This window comes from Acetobacter sp. DsW_059 (assembly GCF_002153695.1).
GTDB classification, from domain to species: domain Bacteria; phylum Pseudomonadota; class Alphaproteobacteria; order Acetobacterales; family Acetobacteraceae; genus Acetobacter; species Acetobacter thailandicus.
Genome location: NZ_JOPI01000005.1, coordinates 1 through 25667, shown reverse-complemented (window position 1 = coordinate 25667; position 25667 = coordinate 1). Strand labels below are relative to the sequence as shown.

The 25667-nt window shown below is 56.1% G+C and carries 36 protein-coding genes and 1 pseudogene; 35 read left to right on the top strand and 2 right to left on the bottom strand.

The window, feature by feature from the left end:
* The first annotated feature begins 143 nt into the window (after positions 1-143).
* The 5 genes from HK25_RS01310 (at position 144) to HK25_RS12915 (ending at position 2657) form a co-directional block, all read left to right on the top strand.
* Complete coding sequence (locus HK25_RS01310; protein ID WP_086635047.1) at positions 144-563, top strand: hypothetical protein; 420 nt, start codon at positions 144-146, stop codon at positions 561-563.
* Positions 560-1336 (top strand): winged helix-turn-helix domain-containing protein, encoded by a 777-nt coding sequence (locus tag HK25_RS01305; protein ID WP_086635046.1) that lies wholly within the window; start codon positions 560-562, stop codon positions 1334-1336. Before HK25_RS01310 ends, HK25_RS01305 begins: the two co-directional genes overlap by 4 nt.
* 4 nt (positions 1337-1340) lie before the next feature.
* Positions 1341-1862: a hypothetical protein gene (locus HK25_RS01300; RefSeq protein WP_086635045.1), complete on the top strand. Its 522-nt coding sequence runs from the start codon at positions 1341-1343 to the stop codon at positions 1860-1862.
* A gap of 39 nt (positions 1863-1901) precedes the next feature.
* Positions 1902-2429 carry a hypothetical protein gene (locus HK25_RS01295; protein WP_233127573.1) on the top strand — a complete coding sequence of 176 codons (528 nt, stop codon included), beginning with the start codon at positions 1902-1904 and terminating at the stop codon, positions 2427-2429.
* A gap of 66 nt (positions 2430-2495) precedes the next feature.
* Complete coding sequence (locus tag HK25_RS12915; protein WP_158092910.1) at positions 2496-2657, top strand: hypothetical protein; 162 nt, start codon at positions 2496-2498, stop codon at positions 2655-2657.
* Positions 2658-2670: 13 nt separating this feature from the next.
* Here the strand turns inward: HK25_RS12915 and HK25_RS01290 are convergent, their stop codons facing one another.
* Positions 2671-3288: a hypothetical protein gene (locus HK25_RS01290; protein ID WP_086635044.1), complete on the bottom strand. Its 618-nt coding sequence runs from the start codon at positions 3286-3288 to the stop codon at positions 2671-2673.
* Between the two features lie 227 nt (positions 3289-3515).
* Between HK25_RS01290 and HK25_RS01285 the strand changes: the two genes are divergently transcribed.
* From HK25_RS01285 to terL, 3 genes are read left to right on the top strand one after another with little or no spacing between them, the layout of a single operon-like run.
* Positions 3516-3929, top strand: coding sequence for a hypothetical protein (locus HK25_RS01285; protein ID WP_143295947.1), 414 nt, complete (start codon positions 3516-3518; stop codon positions 3927-3929).
* 6 nt (positions 3930-3935) lie between these two features.
* Positions 3936-4232, top strand: a complete 297-nt coding sequence (locus HK25_RS13325; RefSeq protein ID WP_233127571.1) for a hypothetical protein — start codon at positions 3936-3938, stop codon at positions 4230-4232.
* Positions 4180-5622 carry a phage terminase large subunit gene (gene terL / locus HK25_RS01275; protein WP_086635042.1) on the top strand — a complete coding sequence of 481 codons (1443 nt, stop codon included), beginning with the start codon at positions 4180-4182 and terminating at the stop codon, positions 5620-5622. The genes HK25_RS13325 and terL overlap by 53 nt, the downstream gene beginning before the upstream one ends.
* A gap of 28 nt (positions 5623-5650) precedes the next feature.
* Here the strand turns inward: terL and HK25_RS01270 are convergent, their stop codons facing one another.
* On the bottom strand, positions 5651-6718 hold the full coding sequence (locus tag HK25_RS01270) for a rhodanese-related sulfurtransferase (protein WP_198945927.1): 1068 nt from the start codon (positions 6716-6718) through the stop codon (positions 5651-5653).
* Between the two features lie 280 nt (positions 6719-6998).
* Between HK25_RS01270 and HK25_RS01265 the strand changes: the two genes are divergently transcribed.
* The 27 genes and pseudogenes from HK25_RS01265 to HK25_RS01145 all read left to right on the top strand — a co-directional run.
* Positions 6999-7244: a hypothetical protein gene (locus tag HK25_RS01265; RefSeq protein WP_086554754.1), complete on the top strand. Its 246-nt coding sequence runs from the start codon at positions 6999-7001 to the stop codon at positions 7242-7244.
* A gap of 158 nt (positions 7245-7402) precedes the next feature.
* The gene (locus HK25_RS01260) at positions 7403-8344 is read left to right on the top strand and encodes an anti-CBASS protein Acb1 family protein (protein ID WP_233127569.1); all 942 of its coding nucleotides are present in this window, start codon (positions 7403-7405) and stop codon (positions 8342-8344) included.
* Positions 8345-8352: 8 nt separating this feature from the next.
* Positions 8353-8583: a DUF1073 domain-containing protein gene (locus HK25_RS13320; RefSeq protein WP_233127568.1), complete on the top strand. Its 231-nt coding sequence runs from the start codon at positions 8353-8355 to the stop codon at positions 8581-8583.
* A gap of 30 nt (positions 8584-8613) precedes the next feature.
* A complete protein-coding gene (locus tag HK25_RS01255) occupies positions 8614-9645 on the top strand; it encodes a DUF2213 domain-containing protein (RefSeq protein ID WP_086635041.1) in 1032 nt (343 codons plus the stop codon).
* A gap of 3 nt (positions 9646-9648) precedes the next feature.
* Complete coding sequence (locus HK25_RS01250) at positions 9649-10152, top strand: hypothetical protein (RefSeq protein ID WP_086554756.1); 504 nt, start codon at positions 9649-9651, stop codon at positions 10150-10152.
* Entirely contained in the window at positions 10149-11186 is a 1038-nt protein-coding gene (locus tag HK25_RS01245) for a major capsid family protein (RefSeq protein ID WP_086635061.1), read from the top strand. Before HK25_RS01250 ends, HK25_RS01245 begins: the two co-directional genes overlap by 4 nt.
* Before the next feature lie 50 nt (positions 11187-11236).
* Positions 11237-11557 (top strand): hypothetical protein, encoded by a 321-nt coding sequence (locus HK25_RS01240; RefSeq protein ID WP_086635040.1) that lies wholly within the window; start codon positions 11237-11239, stop codon positions 11555-11557.
* A gap of 33 nt (positions 11558-11590) precedes the next feature.
* Positions 11591-12001, top strand: coding sequence for a DUF4054 domain-containing protein (locus HK25_RS01235; RefSeq protein ID WP_233127566.1), 411 nt, complete (start codon positions 11591-11593; stop codon positions 11999-12001).
* A 43-nt stretch (positions 12002-12044) separates the two neighbouring features.
* Positions 12045-12563: a hypothetical protein gene (locus tag HK25_RS01230; protein ID WP_086635039.1), complete on the top strand. Its 519-nt coding sequence runs from the start codon at positions 12045-12047 to the stop codon at positions 12561-12563.
* Positions 12563-12967, top strand: a complete 405-nt coding sequence (locus HK25_RS01225) for a hypothetical protein (protein WP_233127565.1) — start codon at positions 12563-12565, stop codon at positions 12965-12967. Before HK25_RS01230 ends, HK25_RS01225 begins: the two co-directional genes overlap by 1 nt.
* On the top strand, positions 12916-13623 hold the full coding sequence (locus HK25_RS01220) for a hypothetical protein (RefSeq protein WP_086635038.1): 708 nt from the start codon (positions 12916-12918) through the stop codon (positions 13621-13623). The genes HK25_RS01225 and HK25_RS01220 overlap by 52 nt, the downstream gene beginning before the upstream one ends.
* The gene (locus HK25_RS01215; RefSeq protein ID WP_086635037.1) at positions 13620-14777 is read left to right on the top strand and encodes a DUF3383 family protein; all 1158 of its coding nucleotides are present in this window, start codon (positions 13620-13622) and stop codon (positions 14775-14777) included. The genes HK25_RS01220 and HK25_RS01215 overlap by 4 nt, the downstream gene beginning before the upstream one ends.
* A 2-nt stretch (positions 14778-14779) precedes the next feature.
* Positions 14780-15217: a phage tail fiber protein gene (locus HK25_RS01210; protein ID WP_086554762.1), complete on the top strand. Its 438-nt coding sequence runs from the start codon at positions 14780-14782 to the stop codon at positions 15215-15217.
* A 54-nt stretch (positions 15218-15271) separates the two neighbouring features.
* Positions 15272-15730, top strand: coding sequence for a hypothetical protein (locus HK25_RS01205; protein WP_086554803.1), 459 nt, complete (start codon positions 15272-15274; stop codon positions 15728-15730).
* A 47-nt stretch (positions 15731-15777) separates the two neighbouring features.
* Complete coding sequence (locus HK25_RS12910) at positions 15778-15915, top strand: hypothetical protein (protein WP_158092797.1); 138 nt, start codon at positions 15778-15780, stop codon at positions 15913-15915.
* Positions 15916-15930: 15 nt separating this feature from the next.
* Complete coding sequence (locus HK25_RS01200; protein WP_086635036.1) at positions 15931-16953, top strand: hypothetical protein; 1023 nt, start codon at positions 15931-15933, stop codon at positions 16951-16953.
* Positions 16954-16984: 31 nt separating this feature from the next.
* The gene (locus HK25_RS01195; protein WP_233127563.1) at positions 16985-17755 is read left to right on the top strand and encodes a phage baseplate protein; all 771 of its coding nucleotides are present in this window, start codon (positions 16985-16987) and stop codon (positions 17753-17755) included.
* Positions 17752-18102: a hypothetical protein gene (locus tag HK25_RS01190; RefSeq protein WP_086554764.1), complete on the top strand. Its 351-nt coding sequence runs from the start codon at positions 17752-17754 to the stop codon at positions 18100-18102. The genes HK25_RS01195 and HK25_RS01190 overlap by 4 nt, the downstream gene beginning before the upstream one ends.
* The gene (locus tag HK25_RS01185; RefSeq protein WP_233127561.1) at positions 18099-19058 is read left to right on the top strand and encodes a hypothetical protein; all 960 of its coding nucleotides are present in this window, start codon (positions 18099-18101) and stop codon (positions 19056-19058) included. Before HK25_RS01190 ends, HK25_RS01185 begins: the two co-directional genes overlap by 4 nt.
* A gap of 48 nt (positions 19059-19106) precedes the next feature.
* Positions 19107-19766 carry a phage baseplate assembly protein gene (locus HK25_RS01180; protein ID WP_233127560.1) on the top strand — a complete coding sequence of 220 codons (660 nt, stop codon included), beginning with the start codon at positions 19107-19109 and terminating at the stop codon, positions 19764-19766.
* Between the two features lie 60 nt (positions 19767-19826).
* Entirely contained in the window at positions 19827-20198 is a 372-nt protein-coding gene (locus HK25_RS01175; RefSeq protein ID WP_086554766.1) for a hypothetical protein, read from the top strand.
* A 34-nt stretch (positions 20199-20232) separates the two neighbouring features.
* Positions 20233-21426, top strand: coding sequence for a baseplate J/gp47 family protein (locus HK25_RS01170; protein ID WP_369824722.1), 1194 nt, complete (start codon positions 20233-20235; stop codon positions 21424-21426).
* Positions 21426-22010: a DUF2612 domain-containing protein gene (locus tag HK25_RS01165; protein WP_086554768.1), complete on the top strand. Its 585-nt coding sequence runs from the start codon at positions 21426-21428 to the stop codon at positions 22008-22010. Before HK25_RS01170 ends, HK25_RS01165 begins: the two co-directional genes overlap by 1 nt.
* Positions 22007-22951, top strand: coding sequence for a hypothetical protein (locus HK25_RS01160; RefSeq protein WP_086635033.1), 945 nt, complete (start codon positions 22007-22009; stop codon positions 22949-22951). Before HK25_RS01165 ends, HK25_RS01160 begins: the two co-directional genes overlap by 4 nt.
* Entirely contained in the window at positions 22948-23475 is a 528-nt protein-coding gene (locus HK25_RS01155; RefSeq protein WP_086635032.1) for a hypothetical protein, read from the top strand. Before HK25_RS01160 ends, HK25_RS01155 begins: the two co-directional genes overlap by 4 nt.
* A gap of 16 nt (positions 23476-23491) precedes the next feature.
* Positions 23492-24028, top strand: a complete 537-nt coding sequence (locus tag HK25_RS01150; RefSeq protein WP_086635031.1) for a hypothetical protein — start codon at positions 23492-23494, stop codon at positions 24026-24028.
* A gap of 5 nt (positions 24029-24033) precedes the next feature.
* Positions 24034-25667 (top strand): annotated as a pseudogene (locus tag HK25_RS01145) (hypothetical protein); the annotation flags it as partial.

Here is a 25667-nt window from a genome sequence, read left to right as displayed (position 1 = left end):
CAATGCACGCCATTCCTTCCTCTTCTGATTTATCAGGTATGCTTTCTGCAAAGCATAGGGAAAATTCATTAAAAAAAGATTTTCCTTTCAGAGGAGTATGTCGAAAAAGAAGGAAGCTTCCCTCTCATCATCCCAGGCAGTATGTGACAAAGCAGGATGTTAGTTTTTCTGCGTCCGGAGGTTGTGATGGGTCACCCCATAATGTGACAATTCCCCCTGCGGTTGTATCCTCCGACTCTGTACCGCCTGATGCCGCCAGCCGCATAGCTGCACGCTCATGCACGAGTGCTGCCCATGTGTGGCACATGGTGTCGCTGCGCCGTGCCGGTTTCTCTCTGCGTCAGATTGGCAGGCGCTCAGGGCGCTGTATGGAGGGCGTGCGCCAGGCCCTGATGCGCTACGAGCAGGCCCTGAGCGAACTGCGTGACCCTGCCTCTGAGGAGGAGGGCGAGGAGCTTATGATGTGCGGCATGTTTCGTGACCCTGAGCCGCTGCCTCCCGGCCACCCTGTGGCAATGCGCGGCCTGTGGCGCGGCCTTGAACACTGGAGGGATTTTGTATGAGCCGGCGCCGGTGGTCAAAATTCTGGTGGCAGGATTATGAGCAGGATGCCGCTTTGCGCCTGTGTTCGCTTGCTGCCCAGGGGTTATGGATGCGCCTGCTTTGCCTGATGCACGAGGCGGAGCCTTATGGCCATCTGTGCCTTAACGGGCAGCCTTTGCAGCCGCGGCAGCTTGCGGTGATGACGGGTGTAGCAGCCCGCCAGGTGGTGCGTTTAATGGCAGAACTTGGCCAGGCTGGTGTGTACAGCACCAGTGCTGAGGGCTGTGTGTTCAGCCGCCGTCTGGTGCGTGATCAGATTGCCTCTGAGCAGGGAACGGCCTGGGGGCGTACTGGTGGCAGCCCGGGATTAAAGCGCAGTGCAGGTCAGGCCAGGGGGTTAACCCCCCCGCATATCCCCCAAGAAGCAGAGGCAGAAGCAGAGACAGATTCTCCCTTCACTACGTTCGGGCCGGGGGGCGATGCCCGTGAGCATCTTTTTATCAAAGGGGTAGCTATTGTGCAGCGTATGACAGGGCGCCCTGAGCGTGCTGTGCGTGTGCTGGTGGGCCGGTGGCTCAAAGTGCTGCATGACGATGCCGCCACCCTGAGCAGTGTGCTGTGCGAGTGCAGCCGCTTTCGCCCGGCCGAACCCGTCGCCTGGATAGAGGGTGCCCTGCGCCGCCGGCTTGAAAGCACGGTGTATCAGGGTGCGGTACGCAGCGTTACAGGCCGTCAGCCTCATGTCGTGCGTATGGATGCCTGGCGCAATGTGCCTGATATGGAAGGAATATAGCACGATGGAAATGATGTCTGGCGCCTTTGCGCGGTCAGCTCATGGCGTGCTGTCAGAGCAGGCTGTGGTTGCTGGTTATCAGCCCCCCTGTGCTGCATTGCGTGCGGCTTTTGCTGTGTGCCTGGCTGGTACACCCGTGCTGCGGCGTGATCTCTCCCCTGCGCTTATGGCTGAGCTTGAGCATTATGCAGCCTGGCTGCAGGCCGCGCTGCAGCCCCCGTCAGAATTGCTGGTGGCAGCATGGCTTAAAAAACTGGGGGGGCTGGTGACAAACCCGCCAGGGGGTGACAGTGCTGCGGCCCGGTGTGCCGCAATTTTTGAGGTGTGTGGCGAGCTTGCCGCCGGTGTGTGGAACCGCTCAGCCCGCATGGCATGGGTGCGCCAGCCCCCGCGTAATGATTATTATGCCGGGGCACGCTGGCCCAGCCCCAGCGAGCTTTATACGCTGCTTGTACCGTTTGACACCGCCCTGCGCCGCGATGCGGAGGGCTGCCGGAAGCTGATGAAGTCTTTAAAAAATCACTGAAATTTAAATTATTTTTCTCATGAATAAGGAAAGATGATCATGCCTGTTCAGACCGGATTTGTGGCACGCACGGATGAGGTGAATGGCCCGACGGCGGAACGTCTGCAGCACTCTGATTTTATAACTACGTCTGCACCGGTGCGGGTGCTGCGCACTGTGCAGGCCTTGCTTCATGCCGGAGACATTACACAGTCAGCTGCTGATGCCGGAGAGAGATGGTATCAGAACTATGTATTCGGATACTGCAATTATACCGAATGGCCTGAAAATTTTCAGCGTGTTTCACTCACCCGTCATGACCAGGTGTCATGGCAGCTTTTGCGGGCTCAGGCTATGACACGGGTAACACTGGTGCGCGAGGCTCTGGGACTGTGCGCACACCAGCGCCTGCGTATGATGCTGGTTGACGAGCTGTCGTTTCGTGCAATGGGCAGCGCGCTGTTTCCTGCTTTGTCGGCCAGTTCTGCACAGCGCAAGGTAGCGGCACAATGTGCTTTGCTGCTTGAGCAGCTCGAAGCGTTTGAGGAAGTACAGCGTAAAGCTACGAAAGAGAGAAAGAGTAATTAAAAATAAAATTGAATTTAAATGAAGAATATATATAGTATTTCTAAAGTAGATAACACAGGAGTTTTTATGTCAGAAAAAAAAGAAAAAAATGAAGAAAAAACAAATACTTCAAAGGTGAATGTTTCTTCGTCGGCTTCGTCCTCAACACTTCAGGGGAAGCCTGTGAATTGTATAGGAACGGAAAATTTTAAGGAGGATATCGAACAGATAATACGGCAAAACAAATAAGTCAGTTGCATAATTACCGAGGGCAAGGGAAATAGTGATAAATAGCAAGTGATGAAAAATATAAAATAACACTGATAGCCAAAGCGCAAAGTGGTGCAGATGCAAGCAGTACCACTGCCAGGTTCTGACACCACTTTGCTTTTTTTGCTCCTTTTCTGCTTTTTGAAATACTTTCAAAATTAACCCTTAAAAGGTAATATTGTGCTTCAGCTAATGAAGATGTGAACATAGCAGGATTTTTAAAATCATCTTCTGTGGGTGAGGTTGCGCCCAGTGTTTGCGCCCATAGTCCGGCCGCGGCGCAGATTGCTGATGCAGTCCACATTGCAAAAGATATTATTAAGAATGGTATAATAAACAGTAAAAAAGTGGAGGGAGAATTTTTATCTGTTCCCTGGATGATGAAAAAGAGCGCGCCAATTGCAGAAAGAGAAAAAGTGGATGATTGCGTTAAAACAGAAGCGCTTTTTGTATAAACAGCCCTTGTTCCCTCAATCGATTGTTTGTTGGCATCTTTTGTTGTTTCGAGATAAATTTTAAGTATTTTATTTATTTCGTCTGTTTCATCAGGTTTGTATGAATTGAAATCTATCCTGGGCCATTTGTCCTCTGTTTTTTCATTTGAGCTCATTATGTTTCTCCTTTGCAGTATTTATAGAATCGAAATAATAAGAAAAAAACCTGTATATTAAATGGTTTTTATAAATTGTTTTTCTTTTAATAAAAAAATTGTCTGCGCGCGTGGTCAGGCTTATCTCTCAGGCATCATCACAAAAAAACTGCCTGACGCAGCAGGCTCTGCCCCGGTCAGGTGGCCGGGCCTGCACCGCTTTTTTCTTCTTTTTCAGGAGAGAACAGATGATATCATATTCTGCTTCCTGTGCAGGTCAGCTGGCTGTGGGGCATGTTGTGCTCTCGGCTGCAACCTGCTGGGTTATTACGCAAAAACGTGGCCAGTCTGTGTTGCTGTGCCCGGTGCTTGCAGCTCCGCTGACCCGCCACCGTGCTGACCTTATGCTGCCACCATCTGTTGTGCCGGTGCCAGGCTGTGGTGAGGGCGCGCTGATACGATGCCGCCCTGTATGGCGTAAGCATAGCCGGGGGCTGGTTAAAGTCGCATCGTTGCCGCAGGCTTTTATCAGTCATATGCAGGCTGCTCTCAGAACTGAGATACTGTGTCAGCATTCTGAAGATGAGTCAGGCAGGTCGCAGCCGCGGCCTTATATGCTTTCATCTTATAAAAAACACAAAAATTATATGACATTTTCATGAGGGATTATGCCCCGTAAGCCTGTAGTCAGAGCTCTGTTGCAGGGGGAGGCCCCGGCCGCGCCCGCACGGCGGCGCAGGGTGCGCTCGACCGAGACTCCGCTTGATATTTTTCTGCGCATTATGCGTGGCGATGACACTGTGACCGACCGCCAGTTTGAAGCTGCAAAAGTAGCGGCACCTTATGTGCACCCTAAACTGACCGGCATGTCGGTCAGCGCGGTGATGTGTAAAGGGGCAGAAGAATATTCAGATGAAGAGCTCACGCATCTTATACAGTCATGTGCGGCAGGCAGTTCGCGATGAGCTGACCAGCAGGGCAGAAGCCCGCGCAGGGCTTGAGGCATTTACACGTCGCACAATGGCTGGTTACCGGTGCGGGGCGCATCATCGTCTGTTATGTGCCAGACTTGATGCCGTTGCACGGGGTGAGATCACCCGGCTGATGGTGTTTATGCCTCCCCGGCATGGCAAATCTGAGCTGATAAGCAGGCGTTTTCCGGCGTGGTATCTGGGGCAGTACCCTGACAGGCAGGTGATCTGTGCGGCGTATAGCGCCACCCTCGCCCAGGACTTCGGGCGCACGGTGCGTAATCTTGTGGCTTCACCAGGGTTTACGGCATTGTTTCCCGCTGTCAGCCTGGCGGCAGACAGTGCAGCACGTGACACCTGGCATACTGCGGCGGGGGGCAGTTATACTGCAACCGGCACCGGAGGCGGGCTGACCGGGCGCGGTGCTCATCTTGCTCTGATTGATGACCCGGTAAAAGACCGTCAGGAGGCTGAAAGCCCCTTACGTCGTCAGGCTGTGTGGGAGTGGTATCGTTCAGTGTTGCGTACGCGGCTTATGCCGGGTGGTGCTATTGTGCTGGCCATGACCCGCTGGTCACCTGATGATCTGGCCGGGCGTTTGCTGGCTGATATGAAAAATGGCACGGGTGAGGCGTGGGAGGTGCTCTCGCTGCCCGCTATGGCGGAGGAGCAGGAAACCCCTGATGCGCTCGGGCGTCTGCCAGGTGCTGTGCTGTGGCCCGAGGCCTTTGCGCCTCAGGCGCTGCATGATCTGCGCCTGGCTGTGGGGGAGCGTGAGTGGAGTGCTCTTTACCAGCAGCGGCCAGTGCCGGCTGAGGGGCATTTGTTCAGCACAGCCCTGATGACGGTGCATGATGCTCTGCCAGCACAGGGGCAGAGCGTGCGGCGGTGGGATTTAGCTGCGACAACCCGCAACAGGTCTGACTGGACAGCGGGAGTGAAAATGACCCGCCTGCCAGATGGTCGCTATGCTGTGGCTGATGTTGTGCGCCTGCGCGGAGACCCCGCTCAGGTTGAGGCGGCTTTGCTGGCAACGGCCTCGCAGGATGGAGCGGCCACTGAGATTATTCTGCCCCAGGACCCCGGGCAGGCGGGTGTGGCACAGGTGCGTTATCTGGCCGGGCGCCTGGCGGGGTATCGGGTGCGGGCTGTGCGTGAAACGGGAGATAAAGCCACACGGGCGGCCCCTTTTGCCGCACAGGTCAATGCGGGCAATGTTCTTGTTCAGCGCGCCCCCTGGACTGCACATTTTTTAGAGGAGCTGTCGCTTTTTCCTGCCGGCGGGCATGATGACCAGGTGGATGCAGCTGCCGGGGCTTTTGCTGCTCTGGCTGGCACAGTCGCACTGCCTCAGTTCAGCCCTGCTTTCCTCTCTCATATCTGAAGGGGAGCAGGGCTGGGCAGCCTGGTGCTTACTGTGCGTGTTCGCCCCCGGCCTGTGCGGCCCCCTCACGCAGGGCGCGCTGGCGTTCTCTTTCCTCTTTACGGGCACGGTGCTTTTTGGCACGTACCTCAGCCATTTCGGCACCCAGATGCGCCTCGCCGCGCTGCTCTGCCAGGTGGGTCTGGCGTTCGCGCTCAGCATAGCGGGCACGCTGTTTGTCGGTTCTGTCTTTATGGCAGTGCGGGCAGCAGATGCCGGCCTCATAAAGCGGAGAGGCAAGGTCATCTTTATCCAGCGGGGCACGGCAGGCATGGCACAGAGTCAGGTTGCCTGGTTCAAGTCCGTGGCGCACGGTTACGCGCTGGTCAAACACAAAACATTCACCCTCCCACAGGCTTTCTTCCTGCGGCATGGTTTCAAGATATTTTAAAATGCCACCTTTGAGGTGATAGACCTCATCCAGGCCTTCAGCTTTGGCAAAGGCGGTTGATTTTTCGCAGCGAATTCCCCCGGTGCAGAACATGGCAATGCGTGGTTTGCGGCCTTCGGCCTCAAGGGCTTCGCGTTTGTCACGCAGCCACTGAGGAAACTCGCGAAAGGTTTTAATGTCAGGGTCAATCGCCCCTTTAAACGTGCCAACAGCCACCTCGTAGTCGTTGCGGGTGTCTATCAGCACGGTGTCGGGGTCACTGAGCAGGGCGTTCCATTCTTTCGGGTCGAGATAAGTACCGACTTCAGAGCGCGGGTCGAGGTCTGGCACACCCATCGTCACGATTTCAGCCTTGAGGCGCACTTTCATGCGCAGGAAGGGCATGGCGGGGGCACGTGAGAATTTGACTTCAATTTCGGCACAGCCTGGCAACGTGCGGATATGCGCTAAAACGGCTTCAATACCTTCGTCTGTGCCGGCAATAGTGCCGTTAATGCCTTCGCGTGCAAGCAGCAGAATACCTTTTACACCCTGCGCATCGCATACGGCGCGCAGGGGCGCACGCAGGGTCTCTGCATTTTCAAAAGGGGTAAAGCGGTAAAGAGCCGCGACACGAAAAGGGAGGGATTCGGTGTGAGTGTCGGGGGCAGAAGGTGTGTTCGTCATCATGACAGCATCCGGTATCAGGGATTGCAGTCCGGTTAGAGGCAGCACAGGCCGGTTTATCACCGCAATCACGCGTTTGTTATATCGTGGCCTGCCAGGCAGGTCAGGCCAGATTTACTCCCTGTTTTGCCGGTGCTGCAAGTGGCATGGGGAGAAGTTTTGGCCTGAAAGGCTATTTTTTCTTTATAAATGCGTTCAGTGATATTTTTTTTCATAATGCCTGATAAAAGATTTATAGAGTAGGTTATGCCAGTCATTTGAGTCGCTAAGGAATCAGCACGTGCAGGAACAGGACGAAGTTATTGCAGGGTACATCATTCAGCTTGAAGATGAGCAGGGTGAGTATTCATTCTGGACACTCCATAGTGAGTGGGACGCTGAGCTTGATGAAGCCAGACTTTATGAAAACGAAGAAGACGCCACTGAGCAGGCAGAAAGTCTGCAGCAGAAAGAAAGTGGTGTTGTAACAGTCGAGCCTGTTTTTGAAGGCGACGAAGAAGACTGGGACGACGTAGACGAAGCCTGAGGGCTTTTTATAGCAGGTCACAGCGTTAAGCCTTATCGGGGCTGATGCGCTGATAAAGGGTCATTCATGCCGGTTTCCCGCGGGGGCTGGTGTGAGTGGCCCTTTTTTTATTGGCCTGCGCCATGCCTCCATTATGCCAGCAAGGAAGAAAAAGGCTCATGTCGCGAGTGTTATCATCAGGGCCTGCCGGCTTTTCTCTTTCCCGTCTTATGGGGGGGCGCACAAAGGCTGCCTTGGCGGCCGGGCAGTCAGACAGGCGCGAGCCATATCTGGGCAGCGTGCCTCAGGCTGAACGCTTCAGGTCACAGCAGGGCAGGGGGCAGGGTGCTCCTTTCCCGCAGGATATGGCTCAGGCTCTGCGTGCTGCCGGGGGGCAGGCAGGTGCTGAACGCAGCGCCCTGTTTCGCCCCTATCAGCCGCCCGCAGGGGTGCGTGGCGGGGCAACACAGGCACATGACAGTGCTTTTTCCTCCTCCGCCATGCAGCCTGACTGGCTAACCCGCGCGCAGGCTGACGGCACGGCTTTTCCGGGGTATCCGGTACTGGCAGAGCTGGCACAGCGGGCAGAATACCGCCACATGGTGGAAGTGATCGCCACTGAGTCCACGCGGGAGTGGATTGCCTTTCATGCCCGTGGTGGCACTGACAAACATGCCCGCATTGCAGAGCTTGAAGCAGAATTTACCCGCCTCGAGGTCCGTCAGGCCCTGCGCAGCATGGCCGAGTATGACGGTTATTATGGCATGGGGCTGCTTTATGCTGATACGGGGCAGAGCATAAATGAAACACCGCTGCTGCTCAGACCTGAGACCTTTCGTAAAGGCATGCTGCGTGCCCTCAGGGCGGTAGAGCCTGTGTGGACGATGGCAGACAGCTACTCCACCACAAACCCGCTGAGTGCTGATTTTTATGCCCCCACACACTGGTGGGTGCAGGGGCAGCGTGTGCATAGCACGCGCCTGCTGCGGTTTGTTTCGCGCCAGGTGCCCGACCTGCTTAAACCGGCTTATAATTTTGGTGGTGTTTCATTAAGTCAGATGGCCCGCCCTTATGTTGAAAACTGGGTGCGTACCCGTCAGTCTGTCTCCGCCCTGCGCTGACCACCATCATGCATATGGCAATGCTCAGCCTGTGGGGTGAGACTGACCCCGATATCTCGTTCAGCTTTCGCAGCCTGTGGCAGATGGATGCCCGGACACAGGCCGATGTTGAAAAGACCCGCACCGAGATTGATGAGCGTAACATCCGGGCGGGTGTTGTGACCCCGGCAGAGGCCCGTCGCCGCACAGCGCATGACCCGTCAGGGCAGTATGCGGGTATTTCTGTCCCCCAGGGGTGATATGACATTACCCTTAAAGGAAAAAATCCTTTGACATATAAAGATATTTTTGACGAAGCCGGGGTGGCTGATCTGCCCCTGGCATGCGATGGCTCAGTGCGCCGTATTGATGATGACGGGCACCTGCACATTGCAAGCTGTATTTTGTCAGCAGCCGGTGTCAGCCCCTATTACGGGCGCGAAATTCCCGGTGCTGAGGCACTGGGGCTTGAGGCTGATAAAATTTATCAGGTGTTTCGCCCGCCGCAGGTTCTGGCGGCTGCGGCTGCCAGCATGGCGGGTAAGCCTGTGCTTATGCGCCATCAGCCTGTTTCTGCCCGCGATCACCCCGGCACGCTGACAGTGGGGGCCGTGGGCAGTTCAGTTGTGTTTTCGCCGCCCGGTCTGACCGGCAGCCTGACTATATGGGACAGCGCAGCCATCTCGGCCATTCTCAGCGGGCGGCAAAGGGCCGTTTCGGCCGGTTATCGCTATCGCGCCATTCAGCAGGCCGGCACCTTTGAGGGGCGGCCTTACACGCTGGTTATGGCCGATATCGTATTTAATCACCTGGCACTGGTGGCACGGCCACGCGTGGCTTCGGCGGTCATTGGTGACGCTTTGCCCACAGCGCCGGTGTCTTCCCTTTCTCCCGTGCAGGAGCCTTTGTCCTCTCCCATGACCAGTTCACATTCTGCGGTCAGTGCACCGCATGTATCAGACCGTTCTCAGCCTGCCAGCGGCGCTATGGATGCCGCTATAGAGCAGGCCGTGCGCCAGGCTGAAGCCGGTGCAGTGCGCCGCCTTGAGGCCCTGCATACTGCCCGCGAGGCTGTGCGCCCTTTTGTGGGTGATGTCGCGATGGACAGCGCAGGTGCTGTTTATGGCTTTGCCCTGCGTGAAAACGGGGTGGAAACTGACACGCTGCCAGAGGAGGCTTTTCAGCCTTTGTTTGAGCAGTTTGCGCGCCTTAGCGTGCAGGCACAGGCCTGCCGGGCCGGCCCGGTAATGGGCATGGACAGCGCAAAAATCGTGTCATTCCGTGAAGAGTTTGGTTTGTCCCGCATTATGGTGAAAGCATAACATATGTCTTTTCAAACACAGGTTTATGTCGAGCCGGCTCTGGCTGTGACAGGCGATTTTGCCTCTCTTAACCCTGCGGCGGTTTTCCCGGCGGGGGAGGGCGCACTGGTTGCGGCCCCGGCGGGCTGCACTGTGGGGGCTTTTGCCTGGGTGCAGGCCGATCAGCGTTCTGTCACCAATGCACCGCCATCAGGCTCTGCTGCTGCTCCTGATGGTTTTGTGCATCGTGATCTTACAGGTCAGATCAGTAATTTTGCTGACGAGGCCAGCCTGGTTATTCCCGGCGGGCTGCCCGTAACCCTGTTTACGGCAGGTGACTTCTGGGCTGTGACCTCAACCGCAGCCACACCGGGGCAGGCTGTTTTTGCCAGCACAACCACCGGGGCCGTGTCTGTTGCGCAGGCGGGCAGCACGGTAGATGGCGCTGTACAGACCCGCTTTTTCGCAGCATCGACCTGCAATGCAGGCGAGCTTGTTAAAATCTCAACATGGATTTCTGCTGTATGAGCGCTCTCACTCCCGAACTGGCTGAACTGAACCGCCTTGGCTTTATTATGCCAGAGGCCCGCGGTATGATCTCTGACAGCCTGCTGGCCACTGACCGCATGGCACTTGATGCGCAGCCTGCTCTCTCAACCACAGCTAATGCGGGCATCCCTGCTTTTATGAGCGCCTGGGTTGACCCGGCTCTGGTTAAAGTGGCGTTTGCGCCTGTACGCGGTGCCGAGATGCTGGGTGAGGTGCGCAAGGGTGACTGGGTTACCCGCACAGCAATCTTCCCCATGCTTGAAACAACCGGTCAGGTATCAGGTTATGGTGACCATAATGGTAATGGCCTGGTAGGGCTTAATCCCTCTTACCCTGAGCGTCAGTCTTATCATTATCAGGTCTTCCTCTCCTGGGGGGAGATGGAGCTTGCACTCGCAGGGCAGGCCCGCCTGCAATGGGTGGCCAGCCTGCGTGAGGCCGGGGCACTGAAACTGAATAAATTTCAGAACAAAACATATTTTTTTGGTGTTGAGGGGCTGAAAAACTACGGCTACCTCAATGACCCGCGCCTGCCAGCGGCCATTACCCCGGCTGTTAAGGCTGCCGGTGGCACAGAGTGGGAAAAAGCCACCGCGGAAGAACGGCAGGATGATGTGATTGCTCTGATTAACCGCCTGCGTGAGCAGACGGCAGGCCTGGTCACGACAGATACCCCCATGGTGCTGGCGCTCTCCCCCTCACGCATGGGGCTGCTTACCCGCCGCAACAGCTTTGGTAATTCTGCGGCAACCCTGTTGCAGGAAACCTATACCGGGCTGCGCTTTGTGCAGGCGGTGGAATATGGTGATGCAGCAGGCAGCACGGTGCAGACCCTTCAGATTATGGCTGAGCATGTTGATGGCCAGAAAACAGCTGAGGCCGCCTTTACCGAAAAACTGCGCACGCATGCCGTTGTTACCGAAGCCTCAGCCTGGCGGCAGAAGCTCTCTCAGGGCACATGGGGGGCTGTCATTTATATGCCGGCAGGCATAGCCACTATGACAGGCGTATAATATTTCCCTGATATCATAACGGTTTTTTCAGAGTGTAAGGAAAATGATTAATGGCAACAGCCACTACTGTCACCGTGGGCTGCAAGCTGCCCGGCGGCCTTGTTCTGCGCCTGCGTGATGTCACACATACACTGGCAGGGGCCAATACCTCCTCTGTCATTGGCGGGTATGGTCTGACCCGGCTGCCGGCTGATTTCTGGCAGGCCTGGGCAGAGGCTTATGCGCATTATCCTTTACTGCGCCAGGGGCTTATTTTTGCGCAGAGCACAGCTGAAAAAGGGGCTGCGCAGGCTCGTGAGCAGGCAGAGCTGCGCTCAGGGCTTGAAGCCGTTAATCCCCACACACCGGCACCGGGTATCAGCCCGGTCTGACCGCTGCTCAACCTGTCTGATGGAGTGTGACCAATGTCCGCCATGTCTGTTTTCTCTCCTGCGCAATGGCAGCAGCGTTATCCTGGCCTGTATGCCCGTGTCGGGGCTGAAGGGGTGCAGACCTGCCTGGCCTTTGCTGTGCAGTTACTGGCCCCCGGTGCGGTGCGTGACCCGGCACGGTATGCATATTTGCTGGGGCTGGTGGTTGCGCATCTGGCACAGCTTGGCTCTGGCAGTGATGCGCCGCCCTGTGCCGATGCCGCAGGGGGCGGTCAGCCAGCTCTTGTGGGGCGTGTCATCTCAGCGCGTATGGGCAGCGTGCAGGTTGAGGCTGATGCAGGCCCTGTTGCCGGCTCTCAGGGCTGGTGGCTGCAAACACCTTATGGTGCGGCTTTCTGGGCGGCAACGGCTTTTACCCGCACGGCCCGCTATGTGCCGGGCTGAAACACAGCCGCAGCAGATATTCTGTCGGGAGGAGTAACACTGAATGGTGCTGGTTTTTGAAAATAAACGGCAGATAAAGAATATATTGCAGGGCCTTGCCCGTGGTGCAGCTTCTGCCAGGCCGTCTGTCAGTGCGGGGTTTCTGCCCGGTGCCCGTTATCGCACCGCGACATCTGTCGCGACTGTTGCTGCCGTGCAGGAGTTCGGGGCGGTGATACATCATGCATCACACAGGCAGGGTCGTGGCTCTGCACAGCTGTTGCCGCCACGTCCGTTTATGCGCCCGGCTGTGCAGCAGAATGCCCTGCACTGGGCGGAGCAGATGCGCACCGGGCTGCGGAACAGTGTGCGTTCAGCCCGTGATGTAGCCCGTGCTGTTTACGCTCCGCAGCAGGTGTTAGAACAAACCGGGCAGGCTATGGCAGAGAGCATACGGCAAAGGATTGCCGCAGGCACAGTGCAGCCTGATGCCCCTGCGACCATTGCGCAGAAGCACAGCGCCACACCTCTGGTGAACACCGGCACGCTGCTCAGTGCTGTTGCGGTGCAGGTGCAGTTGTGATGATGCCTTCACTTTTTGCCATGGCAGCCGCAGCCACACATGCTGTGCTGCCCTGCATTGTGGCCACCCTGCGTATGTCAGATGGCTATGATACGCAGCCCGATGGCACAACCCGCCCGCGCTATAACGACGTGCTGGTGAGTGTGCGTATTCAGCCCGCCAGCGCGGCTGACCTCGCCCTGCGTGAGGGGCTTGGGCAAAATACGCTGACCCGCACAGTCTATATGCCAGGCGAGATCAAAGGTGTTGACCGTGCTCATCAGTTTGGTGGCGATCTTTTGCTGTTTGAGGGGGCGACATGGCTGGTCACCGGCCAGCCTGAATTATGGTCTGAAACACAGGGAGGGGTAAAGTGGTCGAGACTTCTGGTAACACGGCAGGAGCCGCCGTCTCAGAACCCGTAACATCACGTCTGTTTGTTGCATTACGTGCCTTTTGCCTTGAACTTTTGCCGCGTGGAACAGTAGTTTTACAAACACGGCAGAATAATACGCCGGTGCCTGATACCTCCTTTGTGCTGCTGAGTATCCTCAGCCGCCATGGGCTGACAACAGGTGCTCAGCATAATACGCCAGTGGCTGTAACACTGAGTATGCCTGAGGAATTTGTTGTTCAGGTCAGTCTTTTTGGTGATGCAGCTGCTGATAATGCCCGTATCCTGGCCACGGCTTTTCGTTCAGAATGGGCCTGCATGTTTTTTGACAGCCTGGCGCAGCAGACAAACATGGCTGAAAGTCAGGCCGGCACGCCCCTCTCTGCCGGAGGGTGGCTGCAACAGACACCTCCTGCTGTCAGTTCAGGGGGCACATTGCCCGACCTGCCAGTGCCTCTGGCTGTGCCTGATGCCGCACAGCGCCCGACACGGCTGGTACCGCTTTTCGCTGAAGAGATACGTCAGCTCGCTTTTGTTAATGGCGAGCAGCAATACGAACAGCACTGGGTGTTAACCCTGCATTGCCAGGCAACGTCTTCTCTTATTCTTCCACAAACCACGGCTTCTTCAGCCAGTATCACGCTGGCGAATACTGAGGCCCTCTCGCTGCGTGAGATTTCTGTATGACCCTTCCGGTAAGTTCCCTCGTTTCTGTTACACCCGGGGTTATCAGCCCCGGTGGCACAGTTAATCTGCTTAATGGCATGCTGCTTTCGGCTAATACAGCGCTCGATACGGGGGTAAATGTGTTTACCTCAGCCAGCGCAGTGGCACAGACCTGTGGCGCCTCAGGCGCAGAAGCGCAGATAGCGGGTGTATATTTCTCAGCCTATACCAATGCGCAGGACCTGCCCTCAAAGCTGTATATTTTTAAGCTGCCCCCAACCCCGGCAGAAAGTGATTATGGCACTTATCTCGATCAGGCTGCGGCTGCAGCACCTGACTGGGCTCCGTTTATGTTTGCAACGGAGCCTTCAGCAACAGCAAAAAATAAAATTCGGACATGGATGGCGGCAAATCCTAACCGCTACTGGGGTATTATTCCTGACTCTGATGAGACTATTCTGACAACCGGGGTAACATCCTCTTTCGGGGCGACTGTTAAAGCACAGAAGACACCGGGCCTGACCTGCCTGTGTAACACCGATGGCAGTGGTATTCTGGCCGCAGCCTTATGCCTTGGGTGGGCTGCAAGCCTTAACCCCCGGCGCACGGGCGGGCGCACCACACTGATGTTTCGTAATAACGGGGCTGTAACAGCGGCGGATATTACCCCTGCTCAGGCTGTTAACCTGCTTGCAAATGGTTACAGCTTTTATGGCAGCTACAAAACATCTGACAGCACCTTTAATTTTATCAATAACGGTGCTGTCAGTGGTGAGTTCGCCTGGGCTGACAGCTACATTAATCAGATATGGATGAATGCAGCTTTCCAGTCTGACCTGGTTACACTCCTCACCTCGGTTGGCCAGATTCCCTATACCACAAAAGGAGATTCTCTGATCTCGACCGCGGTGCAGAGCACGATAGATACCGCCGTATCATTCGGGGCTGTTCAGCCTAATGTCACGCTGTCAGCCAGTCAGGTGCAGACAGTTAATGCACAGGCAGGCCGCACGATTGATGATGTGCTCTCAACCCGTGGCTGGTACCTGCTGCCTGGTGCGTCAGCGGCGTCTGCCAGTGTGCGGGCCAGCCGCGGGGCTGTGGCCGGGCGTTTCTTCTACACAGATGGTGAGTCTGTGCAGTCCATCTCTCTGGCATCTGTCGAGGTTCAGTGAACATGTCTGATTATGATATTACAGCCGCTAACTCGGTTTTTACTATTACGGTGCCAGGGCTGTACAATGCCCCTGTAACCCTTGAAAATTATGCGGCTGACCGTGCATTTGAAACCGATGCCCGTGAGCTGGCAGAAACCGCGATGAGCATAGATGGCTACCTCAATGCCGGGTGGATCCCCAACCCGGTGATGCAGACTATCTCGCTCGCTGCGAATAGTGAGAGCGCTCTGGTATTTGAAGGGATTGCCATGGCGCAGGACTCCCGCCGGGGGCTTTATCGCCTTGGGGCTGAAATTCAGCTGCCTTCTATCGGGCGCAAATATACCATGGTGCGGGGCCTGCTGCGCTCACTTGTCAGTGTGCCGGGGGCGCGACGTGTGCTTGAGGCCCGGCATTTTGAAATTATGTGGGAGCGCGTGCTGCCAGCCGCCATTTAATAATTCTGCTTACTGATAAAACAGACTGTGCACAGAAAAGGTTTTGTTCAGCGCATGAAAACTCTGGATTATACGCATGCCCGCGAGGGCGCAGATAATGGCAAACAGTTTCATTTAACCCGGATGGATGCGTTTAGTGCTGACCAGTGGGCACGTCATTGCCTTCAGGCTGCAATAAGAGGTGGTGCCCGGGTAGGGGCCGATATGGCGCAAAGCGGTATGGCCGGGCTGGCCTCACTGGGGATAGAGATTTTTGGCTTTATGGATGAAGCTGACCTGGACAGGGCCCTTGAGCGGCTGATGCGCTGTGTCAGCCTGCGGCCAGACCCGTCAAACCCGTCTTTAAGCCGGCCTGTGCTTGCCTCAGATTTTGAAGAGCCGGAAACACTCGGCATAGTGCGCTCTGAGGTGTTTAAACTGCATGTGGGTTTTTTACTGGCCGCTGCACACCAGCTTTTCCCCGTTGTGGCGGCCCTTTTGTCAGAACCGGCACAGAGCCCGTCAGCTGCGTAAATCTTTCGGCTGCTCTGGCCGCTGTTATCGGCAGTGGTCTTGCAACATTGCATGAGCTGCAAACGGTTTATGACAGTGAAGACCTTTATCTTCTCCTTGAAATTACCTCTGTCAGAAACTGGAACAGCGCACAGGCCGCGGCAGAAGCACAGCGCCGCGTCGCCGGTGACACCCGCGCATTTTAGAGAAGGAAGACCATTGTGGCTGACACTGTGCTTGATGAGCTGGTTATTCGCCTGGGGCTTGATACATCTGCGCTTCAGGGCGGTGCCCGCACGGCCCTGAACACGCTTGATACGCTTGAGGCCCGCAGCCGCTCTGTTTCTGCCCATATGGCGGCTTCGCTCTCGCAGACACAGCGTGAGGTACTGGGCCTTATGGGGGTTATAACCGGTGGGCGCGGTCTTTCTGCAGTGCTCGGGCTGCCGGCGGATTCATCTTCCTCCTCTGCTGGCAGACGGGCAGGTCTCGGGGCCGCTGACAGGGGGCGTGTGTCACAGCCCTCTCTGGCTGCGTTTTACCGTGCCACACCCCCCGGGGCTGAAAGTGGTGTGTGGTCAGCTGGTTTGCCCCGCACACAGGCTTTTATGCCTCGTACACAGGTTTCTGCCCCGCAGGCTGAGAGAGAACGCCCGCGCGCGGCGGCAGTGCACACAGCGGCAGAGCGGCCGGTCAGGGTATTTGCCCCGGCTGGCAGGTCAGAGGCTGCACGCGTGCGCGGGCCGGATGTGGCGCAGCCCTCTCTCGTGCAGAATATTACTCATAATGTGCGCACCGGGAAGCAGCATGTGCTGATGGTGCGCCAGCTACCCCTGCCTCGGCCTGTGTCTCTGCCTGTGCAGAGTGCCCCGGCACGCGCAGAGCGTTCAGCCTCGGTAGTGCATGAGACGGAGGGAAATCATACGCTGACCGTGCTTTCAGGTGGGGCAGTTCACCCTGAGTATGCAGGCAGAGCAGAACAGAGAGGCCGCCCTGTCAGTATGATGACAGAGGGCCCGGCTCTTTCATCAGCTTATGGTCGTTCAGCTCCGCTGATGCAGGCGGCAACAGTGCCACCTGCGGCTCTGGCCACGCCGGCAGTGACCCGCAATACAACACATATCGGGCCGGTGACGATTTCGGCTCCCTCGGGCAACGCTGATGAGATCGCTCAGGCACTACAGCGCCTTGGCGAAGGCAGCAGTCAGACCCTTGCCGGGCTTTCAACACTGGGTTCTGTCTGATCTTTCTTTCTGGTACAGGGGTTTTTGATTTATGGTTATGTTCCCCGTTGCGTTACCTCAGGTCTGGTCTGTGCCCGAAACTGCGGGTGTACCGGCTTTGCGCGGGCGGTCTGCCTGGCAGGGTGTCAGGGCCGCGGCTTCTGTCACGGCAGGGCAGGTGCTCAATGACCTGCTGGTCAGCCAGAGTGCTGGTCAGTGGGGTATTTTTTCAGCCACAGGTGACAGGGTGCTCTCTGCTGCCCGTGTGATGTCTGTTGCAACAGACATCCGCAGCCGGGTGGCCACTGCTCCGCTCGAAGGGGGCGGGTTTATGTCTTACAGCAAGGTGGAGGAGCCCTGTATACACCGGGTGCAGATGGTGTGTGACGGCACCGAAACCGGGCTTGGGGCTATGTTGTCTGATATGGTGCTGCCAAAAGCGTTGCTTGATGCTGGTGGTGCCGGCGAGGTGTATGTACGTAAAGTGTTTTTTGAAACACTTGAAAGCCTGAAAAAAGATTTATCGCTTTATACGGTTATTACTCCTGAGCGAAAATACAGCCCGGTTAATGTCACGGGCTGTCGCTGGCTGCGTGACAGTCGCCACGGTATTACTATGCCGGTGGTCGAAATTACGTTGCAGGAGATACGCCAGGCAGCTGCTCCGTCGCTCACCTCATCGCGCATGCCAGAAGGGCAGTCCGTGCAGTATGGAGGCATGGTACCTGTCAGCACGATGTCCTCTTTCCCGCGTCAGAACTTTTTCTCCCGTCTGACAGGCGGACTTTCTGACACGCTCTCTGTGACGGATTTTATTTTATGAGCAGCGAACAGAATACGTCAGAACGCCTGGCAGAAAGCCTTACAAAAGCATCGGTTATTCCTCTTGAGGCTGTGCCGGCACAGATGCTGAAAGTTTCTTTGTCAGGCAGCATGATGCAGATAACCCTGCGCCAGCGCAGCACGGGGCTTTATGCCGATATATGGCTGGGGCAGACCGCTGTGCTCTCGGGCGTATTATGTCAGAACCTGACCTGGCTTGTGCGTGACCAGGCTGCCGGCCTGCCAGGTGATTTCACCTTTGTCGATACAAAGGGTTTGCAAAACCCCGACAGCACAGGCCTGGGCAGCCGTTTTATGCTGATGTATTATGAACGGTGGCCGTCATGACCGCTCTGGCTATGCTCAGCGCCGGGCAGAAAACAACCTTTGTGTCACGCGGGCTGGTGGTGACCTTTCGCATGGGCGGCAACGGGTTCGGGGCTGCGGGGCAGGATGTGGTCACACTTACCGGGCTGCGTGTCACGGCAGATATTGTGCAGGCCCGCTTTCCCGCCGCAGAAATCGCCACACTGCGTCTTGAGGGTGTGAATGCTGACCTGATGAACCGTCTGAGCCTGATGGTCCCTGATATTTTTTATCAGAGCATCAGCGAAGTTCTGATCGAGGTGCAGGAGGGGCAGAGCGTGCCGGTGCTGGTTTTTCGTGGCGGGGTAACCCTCGCTTACGCTGACTACCGCCAGGCGCCTGAGTGCGCTTTTATGGTGCAGGCTCTCTCAACGGCTTTGCCCAATGCTATGCCTGCCACACCAACGGCGTTTAAGGGGGCTGTGCAGGCGGCCACTTTATTGCAGACAATTGCACAAAAAGCCGGGCTGACATTTGTTAATCATGGTGTTGAAGCCACATTTTATAATCCGTACCTTGATGGCAGCCCGGGCCAGCAGATCGCCCGCTGCCTTGAGGCTGTGCCTGTGCGTGCCGGGCTGGGGCGGGGGCAGCTTTCTGTCTGGCCTTCTGAGGTTACAGGTGCCGGTACATCTGCGGCCTCTGCCGGGCAGCAGAGTGATGCAGCCGTAGCGGTTTCGGCCGCAACCGGGCTGGTGGGTTATCCCTCCTGGTCAGCAGGGGGGCTGTCAGCCCGTATGCTGTTTAGCGCACAAATTGGTTTTAACACGCTTATTGCGCTGCAAAGCCGGTATCAGCCAGCAGGCCAGGGCAATGTGTCAGAGGCAGAGAATGGCCCCGTTGGTTTGTGGCGCGTGATTAAAGCTCATCATTTTTTGCAAAGCGAAGTGCCCGGTGGTGGCTGGTTTACCGACATTATCGCGCAGGCGGTGCGTTAACGCAGTCATACCCTGCCTTTGCCTCCTTTTTCAGGATGGATGCTTTTTATGAGTTCTTCTCTCTCCTCCTCACTTTATCCGGTTTTTCATCGTGCTGATGCTGCGGCATCTGACTTTAATGCGCTTAATGCTGTTGTGGCACGTCTGCTCTCGACACGGCGCACCGTTATGCTGGTGCAGGTTTGTGCCGTGTCAGGCACAGGGCTGGAGCCGGTTGGTTTTGTTGATGTGCAGCCTATGGTGCACCAGCAAAATGCAGCAGGGCAGGTGACCCCTCATGGTGTGGTGTTTCAGGTGCCCTATTTTCGCCTGCAGGGCGGCATACGCGCGGTGATCACTGACCCGGTGGTGGGGGATATCGGCCTAGCACTGGTGGCAGACCGTGACAGTTTTAATGTTAAAACCGCACGGGCGGCGGCGGCACCAGGCTCTTTCAGGCAGCATAATATAGCCGATGCACTTTACCTGGGGGGTTTTCTCAATGCTGCCCCCCGGGAATATATCTGGATGAACGAAAGCGGTGTCAGCATCAAAACAGAAGGCACGTTTTCGGTAAATGCACAGAATGTCGAGATTACCGGCGGGGTGTCTGTCAAAGGTGACCTCAGTGTCTCGGGCGATGTGACCGGCCGGGGCATTTCTTTATCGCAGCATACGCATCCAGGTGTGCAGCCCGGGGCAGGGCAGACCGGCACACCGGTTGGTTAACCGTGTGCAGTATTATCTGCTGTTTTTATAAAATATCAGAGCATGACAGGAACTCATGACATGGATGAGGAAAGCACAACCGGTGCACTGTTGCTTGATGCAGCCACCTGGGACCTTGTGATTGATGCACAGGGCAACATTGCCCAGGCAGCGGCCCCTTATGCCATCGTGCAGAATGTGGCGTGTGCTGTCAGGGTTTTTCTGGGGGAGTGCTGGTACAACACGGCACTGGGCCTGCCCTATCTTGAGCATGTTCTGGGGCGCAGTCAGTCTGTTGCTCTTTTTCGTTCAGATGTCGAGCAGGTGGCCCGCACGGTGCAGGGTGTCTCGCGCGCGGTGTGCGTGCTGACTGACATAAGCCCGCAGCGCCGCCTCTCTGGCATTATTCAGCTCGCTCTTGAAGATGGAACCCGGACCAGTGTCAGCTTCTAGCACCACACAACAGACCAGTTATGGCACGACTTCGGTGCCAGCCCCCCGCCTGAGCAGCTCTGGCTTTGTTATGCCTCAGGAGGCAGAAGTGCTCGCCGGAGTTTTAGCTGATATTAATGCAGCTTTTGGTAACCAGCTCAGCCTGAGCCTTTCAACCCCGCAGGGGCAGCTTGCTGTGTCTATGACTGCCATTCTGGGCGATGCATATGACCAGTTCCTGGCTGTGGCCAATGGCGTTGACCCCGCGCGTGCCACAGGCCGTATGCAGGATGCTATCGGGCGGCTGTATTTTATGACCCGCCAGTCCGCAACAGCCACTGTTGTGGCGTGTGTATGTACGGGCACATCGGGCACGGTTATACCGCAGGGCAGCCTTGTCCAGGATACCTCTGGCAACAGATATGCCGCGAGTGCGGCTATTACACTTGATGAAACAGGCACTGCCACCGGTAATTTTGTCTGCACTGTAGCGGGCGAAACGGCCTGCCCGGCGCAGAGTATTCGCCTCAGCCAGGCGCTAAACGGCTGGGCAACGGTTACTAACCCTGTGGCAGGGGTTACGGGGCGCAACACAGAGGGGCGTATTGCTTTTGAGCGCCGCCGCCAGGTGTCTGTCTCGCTTAATTCAGTGGGGGTTAATAATGCTATTCAGGCCAGTGTGCAGGCTGTACCTGGCGTGCTTGACGCATATGTAACAGACAACAGCACCGGCAGTGCTGTAACGATAAAAGGGGTCACTCTGGCGGCGCATAGTGTTTATGTGTGTGTCAGTGGCGGCAGTGACGATGCTGTGGCCCGCGCTATTCTGAGCAAAAAGCCACCAGGTTGTGCCTATACCGGTACAACGCAGGTGCAGGTAAGCGATACAGATACAGCTTATAGCAAAGCGCCTGTTTATAACGTTAGTTTTCAGCGCGCAAAGCCGGTCGCTGTGTATGTAAATGTGAAACTTTCCTCCTCCCTTCAGGTGCCCGCTGATGTGCAGACCCAGGTGCGCAAGGCTGTTCTGGCTTCATTTCTGGGGCTTGATGGCGGCGCACGCGCAGGGATAGGCAGCGTCATTTATGCCAGTCGTTTTTACAGTTCTGTTGCGGCTCTGGGCAGCTGGGCACAGATTATCGATATTACAGCCGGCCCGACTGCTGACCCGACAGCTATCAGCATGGCACTCAGCATTGATCAGATCCCGGTGCTGGAAGCAAAAAATATCAGTGTGGAGCTGGCCTGATGCAACATTATGAACAGACCATTTTGTCGCAGTATGCGTGTTCTCCCTCACTGACCACGCTGATTGACGCCTGGAACCAGATGACAGACCCGCAGGCACTGGTGAACAGATGGTTTGATAATATCTGGAACATCGAAACCGCCCAGGGTTATGGCCTTGATGTCTGGGGGCGTATTGTGGGTGTCAGCCGGGTGCTGCGGGTGGCAACCGGCACGTTTTTAGGCTTTCTTGAAGCAAATGACCTGACGGAAGAACCTTTTAACACCGCCCCCTGGTATCAGGACTATGCTGCCACTGATAACCACCGTCTTTCTGACAGCGGATATCGCCAGCTTATTTATGCCAAAGCACTTGCGAATATCACCGATTGTTCGGTTTTCTCGCTCAATAAAATCCTCATGATGCTGTTTGCCGGCCAGGGTGATGCCTGGGTGGAGGAAAGCGGCATTATGGCCATGCGGTATGTTTTTAATTTTACCCCCACACCTCTGCAGATTTCTGTCATTCAGAATGCAGGTGTTCTGCCCCGCCCGGCTGGTGTGACGGTTTCTTATGCGATCAGAGAAGCAGGAGACGGAGCATGAAAAGTTTAGACGACAGGGCGCTCTTCAGTGAGCTGATTGCTGCTGGCGCGCAGGATGGTAACGTGGCTGATATTCCCGCCAGCCAGGCTGTGGCGGGGGATGGCACAGCGTCAGTTGCGCTGGGGTTTCCGCCTGAAACATTTGTTGCCCGCTCTGCCGGTGGTGTGCCGCCGCGCGGGCAGGATATGAACGGGTTTTTAAAATATATCTCTCAGGCCATACAGTTTTTACAGGCAACATCAGTCAGTGCATTTGATAGTGGTTTTGCTGCTAAAATTGGTGGTTACCCCATGGGGGCGGTGGTGGCGGGTATTACGCCAGGTGGTGTGTGGCGGTCGGTGGCAGATAATAATGTCAGCATACCAGGAACGATGGGCGCCGCCTGGGTGAATTTCTTTGGTGACTATGTTCAGAAAGCAGGGGACACCATAAGTGGTGCGCTGGCAGTTACAGGCACCCTGCGCTCGGACAGTAATGTGATCGTGGCAAACAGCCAGAGCAAAAGTGTGGTCAATATACGGGTAACCAATGAAGGCTATCTGTCTTTTGACCTGAACTCAGCTGACCAGACAAACCTTGCTTCTCTGCGGGTCTATCCCAGTGGTGAAATAACCAGCAGAAAAGGCATACTTGCCCTGACCTCTCAACTGCCTGACGAGGGGTCAACCGGCTCAGGCCGGTGGTATCAGATCGGGAATACCCTGGTGCAGAACTTCAGGGTGCCGGCTGTATATCGTGCAACGGGTGGTACGTATGTGGCCTTTCCCAAAGCGTTTTCAGACACGGATGATATTACTATACAGCTTACGACAGCGGCGGATAATAATATGGATGTCTGGGCGTTTAACCCCACGACCGCAGGGTTTTATATTAACATCCCTTCTAATTCGGCTTCATCAGGGCTGCCTGTGAGTGTCACAGCAACGGGGGCGGCCCGGTGACAGCACCTCTTCTCTCTCCGGGCTGGCGGCCTTCGCCTGCACGTATGATCAAGCTTGCCGCTGTGTCGGATTTGCGCCTGCGCGGGCTGGTGGCCTGTCAGGCGCAGTTATCATGGGCGCCAAAATCAGGTGCTGATAACCTTGATTTCTCGCTTGATGCATCGGGCTGGCTTAAAGGCACAGAGGACTATCTGGCCTGTGTTTCAGCCTGCGTGCCCACAGCCACCGGGCTGGAAACTGACCTCAGAGTGTTATGGGCAACGGTGATGAGCGGTCTGGCCTGCTTTTTTCTGGGGGGCGGCATACCCGGAACAGTGCAGACTGTTCAGCTCACGCTGGTCACACAGCAGGGGCGCAGGCTGACGTTGCCTGTGTCTGTTGCCATACGCACTGACAGTGCGGCGGCACCGTCTGTCTGTGTGCCTCATCTTGCTGATGGCACACCACTGCCACCCAATACGCTTTCGCTTCAGAACGATGTCGCGCTGACAACCAATGATGGAAAGCCCTACCTTATAGCCTGAAGGACACATAGTGCTCATGTCCGGGTCATCCTGCACGGTCGCCATCAAAAGTGGTGTGCCGCTTTCGTCGTTATCGGTTTATCCTCAGCCTGCCCCGACCGATCTCGTTTTTGGTATTTTTAACGGGCAGGGGCAGTTTGTTCCGCAAAGTCAGATATGGTCGGGGGCTGTTGCCACAACCGGTGGCAGGTTAAGCGGGGCTCTTCTCTCTGACCTCGTGCCCGCGCAGCCTGATGAGCTGGTTAATAAAGCCTATGTTGACCGGGTTACAAAGCAGGTGAATGCTGATGTTTCAGACCTGGTGTCACAGGCACAGGCGGCGGCAGATAAAGCAACTGAAGCCGCCGATGCCGCTGTTGAAAAACAAAAAGGCGCAGCAGGCGGGCTTGCTGCCTTATCAGGTGCGGGCAACCTGCTTTTGGGGGGTGTTGAGTGTTTTGGTGTCGCCCATGGCAACCTGCTGCTGCTGACTGACCTGCCAGGTGAAGACCCGGGAGTGCAAAACGCATTGTGGAACAATGGTGGCTATCTCTGTATTTCCCGGGGGGCATAACGCAGATGAGACAATTTAAATGGCCTGAAAGCCTTTATATCTGCCTGGCTGCTGCGGCTTTGGGCGGGGCAGCCAGTGCAGCACAGGCTCAGCCAGTTGCAACGGGGGCTTACACACCCACGCTGCCACCCGGAGGGCTTGACAGCCGCACCACACTGCCTGGCCTGTGGCAGAATGCGACTATTGCGCAGGTTGCGGGTATGGCAGCTGGCAGCGTGCAGAAAACTGAGAAAAACCAGGCTGATGGCGTTGCCGGGCTTGATGCCTCAGGTGCTGTCACGGTGCCTGTTACGGGCAATATTTCGCAGGCTTTTGTAAAGACAGCGCTGGAGGGTGCGTTAAGTCGTACTTTGTCAGCTTATCTGACAGAAAACCCGGGTGCGAAAGATTTTGGTATCGCTCTTGATGGCACAACAGATGATGTGCCTGCGCTTAAAGCCGCGGCAGCGGCTGTCTCAGCAGGGAGTATCATACGTGTGCCGGCGGGTAAGCTGCATATGGGCCAGGCGTTCACTGACGACCATTTTGTATTATGGCAGCTGAACGGCACAATGATGGATGATGGCGCGCCGGTGACGCAGATTGGTACTGACGTGATTGAGAGCACCCTGGAAGGTGGTAAATATTTTGCCCGCGGGCAGAGCCATGCTGATATGTCGCCTGTTATTCGTAAAGATATGGATATTACGCATACAGGCGGTACCCGGGGCTTTGTTATGAGCCTTGATAAAGATAACTGCACCCTTAAAAGCACAGGCGCTGACCTTGATGATTACATCTGGTGTCACTCTGTCGTGCTGACAAGTTCAGCCGCCGGGCTGGGGGAGCACGTGGCATCGGCTGCCTTTGCCCATCGTCCGTCAGATGCGTTGTCAGATAAGAAAGGCCGCCGTGCGCAGATATGGGCCGGATATGATGAAACCCGTGACGATACGGGTCAGTCGTCAGATGTTGCAGGCAGCCTTGTCGGCCGCGAGATAGATGTGTTTGCTAATGGTGACGATCCAAATGGCTGGCGCATTGGTTTGCAGCTTCAGGTTGCGGGGTCAGACCCCGCGGGCATACCGGGTAAAATTGGCAAAGGTATTGCCCTGGGCAATAATGACGGCACCAGCACATATGGTATTATGTTTGATGCAGCCGGGCGCTTTGACACAGCCGGGATTGACCTTTCGGCAAGCACACCGGTTAATGATGCCCCTGTGCTCAATATCGGGGCGAACCGTAATCTGTCATTTGCGGTCGACCATAAGCCGCACCTGCGTTTTGACTCTGCTTCTTACAGTCTGCAATATTTTTATGACACCAGTCGCCTGTTATCTGTTGGTCTGCGTGGTGATATCACAACAGCCATCAGTAATGGGGCAGATGGTATTGCATTCAGTCTTACAGGCGATGCGCTGATTGGCCTTAGTCTGGTTAATCTTAACGTGCCGGAGGCCCTGCGTTTTGGCAGCGGGCAGCAACTCTCGTGGGAGCCCACGGCAACTGTCAGCACCCGCTATCAGGATGGGAAGCTGACAGATAAGATGAGTGAAACTGTCAGTCGCACACTTGATGATTCCGGTAACGAGCGCATAACCGGCAGTAACCTGAACAGTGGTATGATCACAACCCTGACAAACGCAGATGCCAGTGC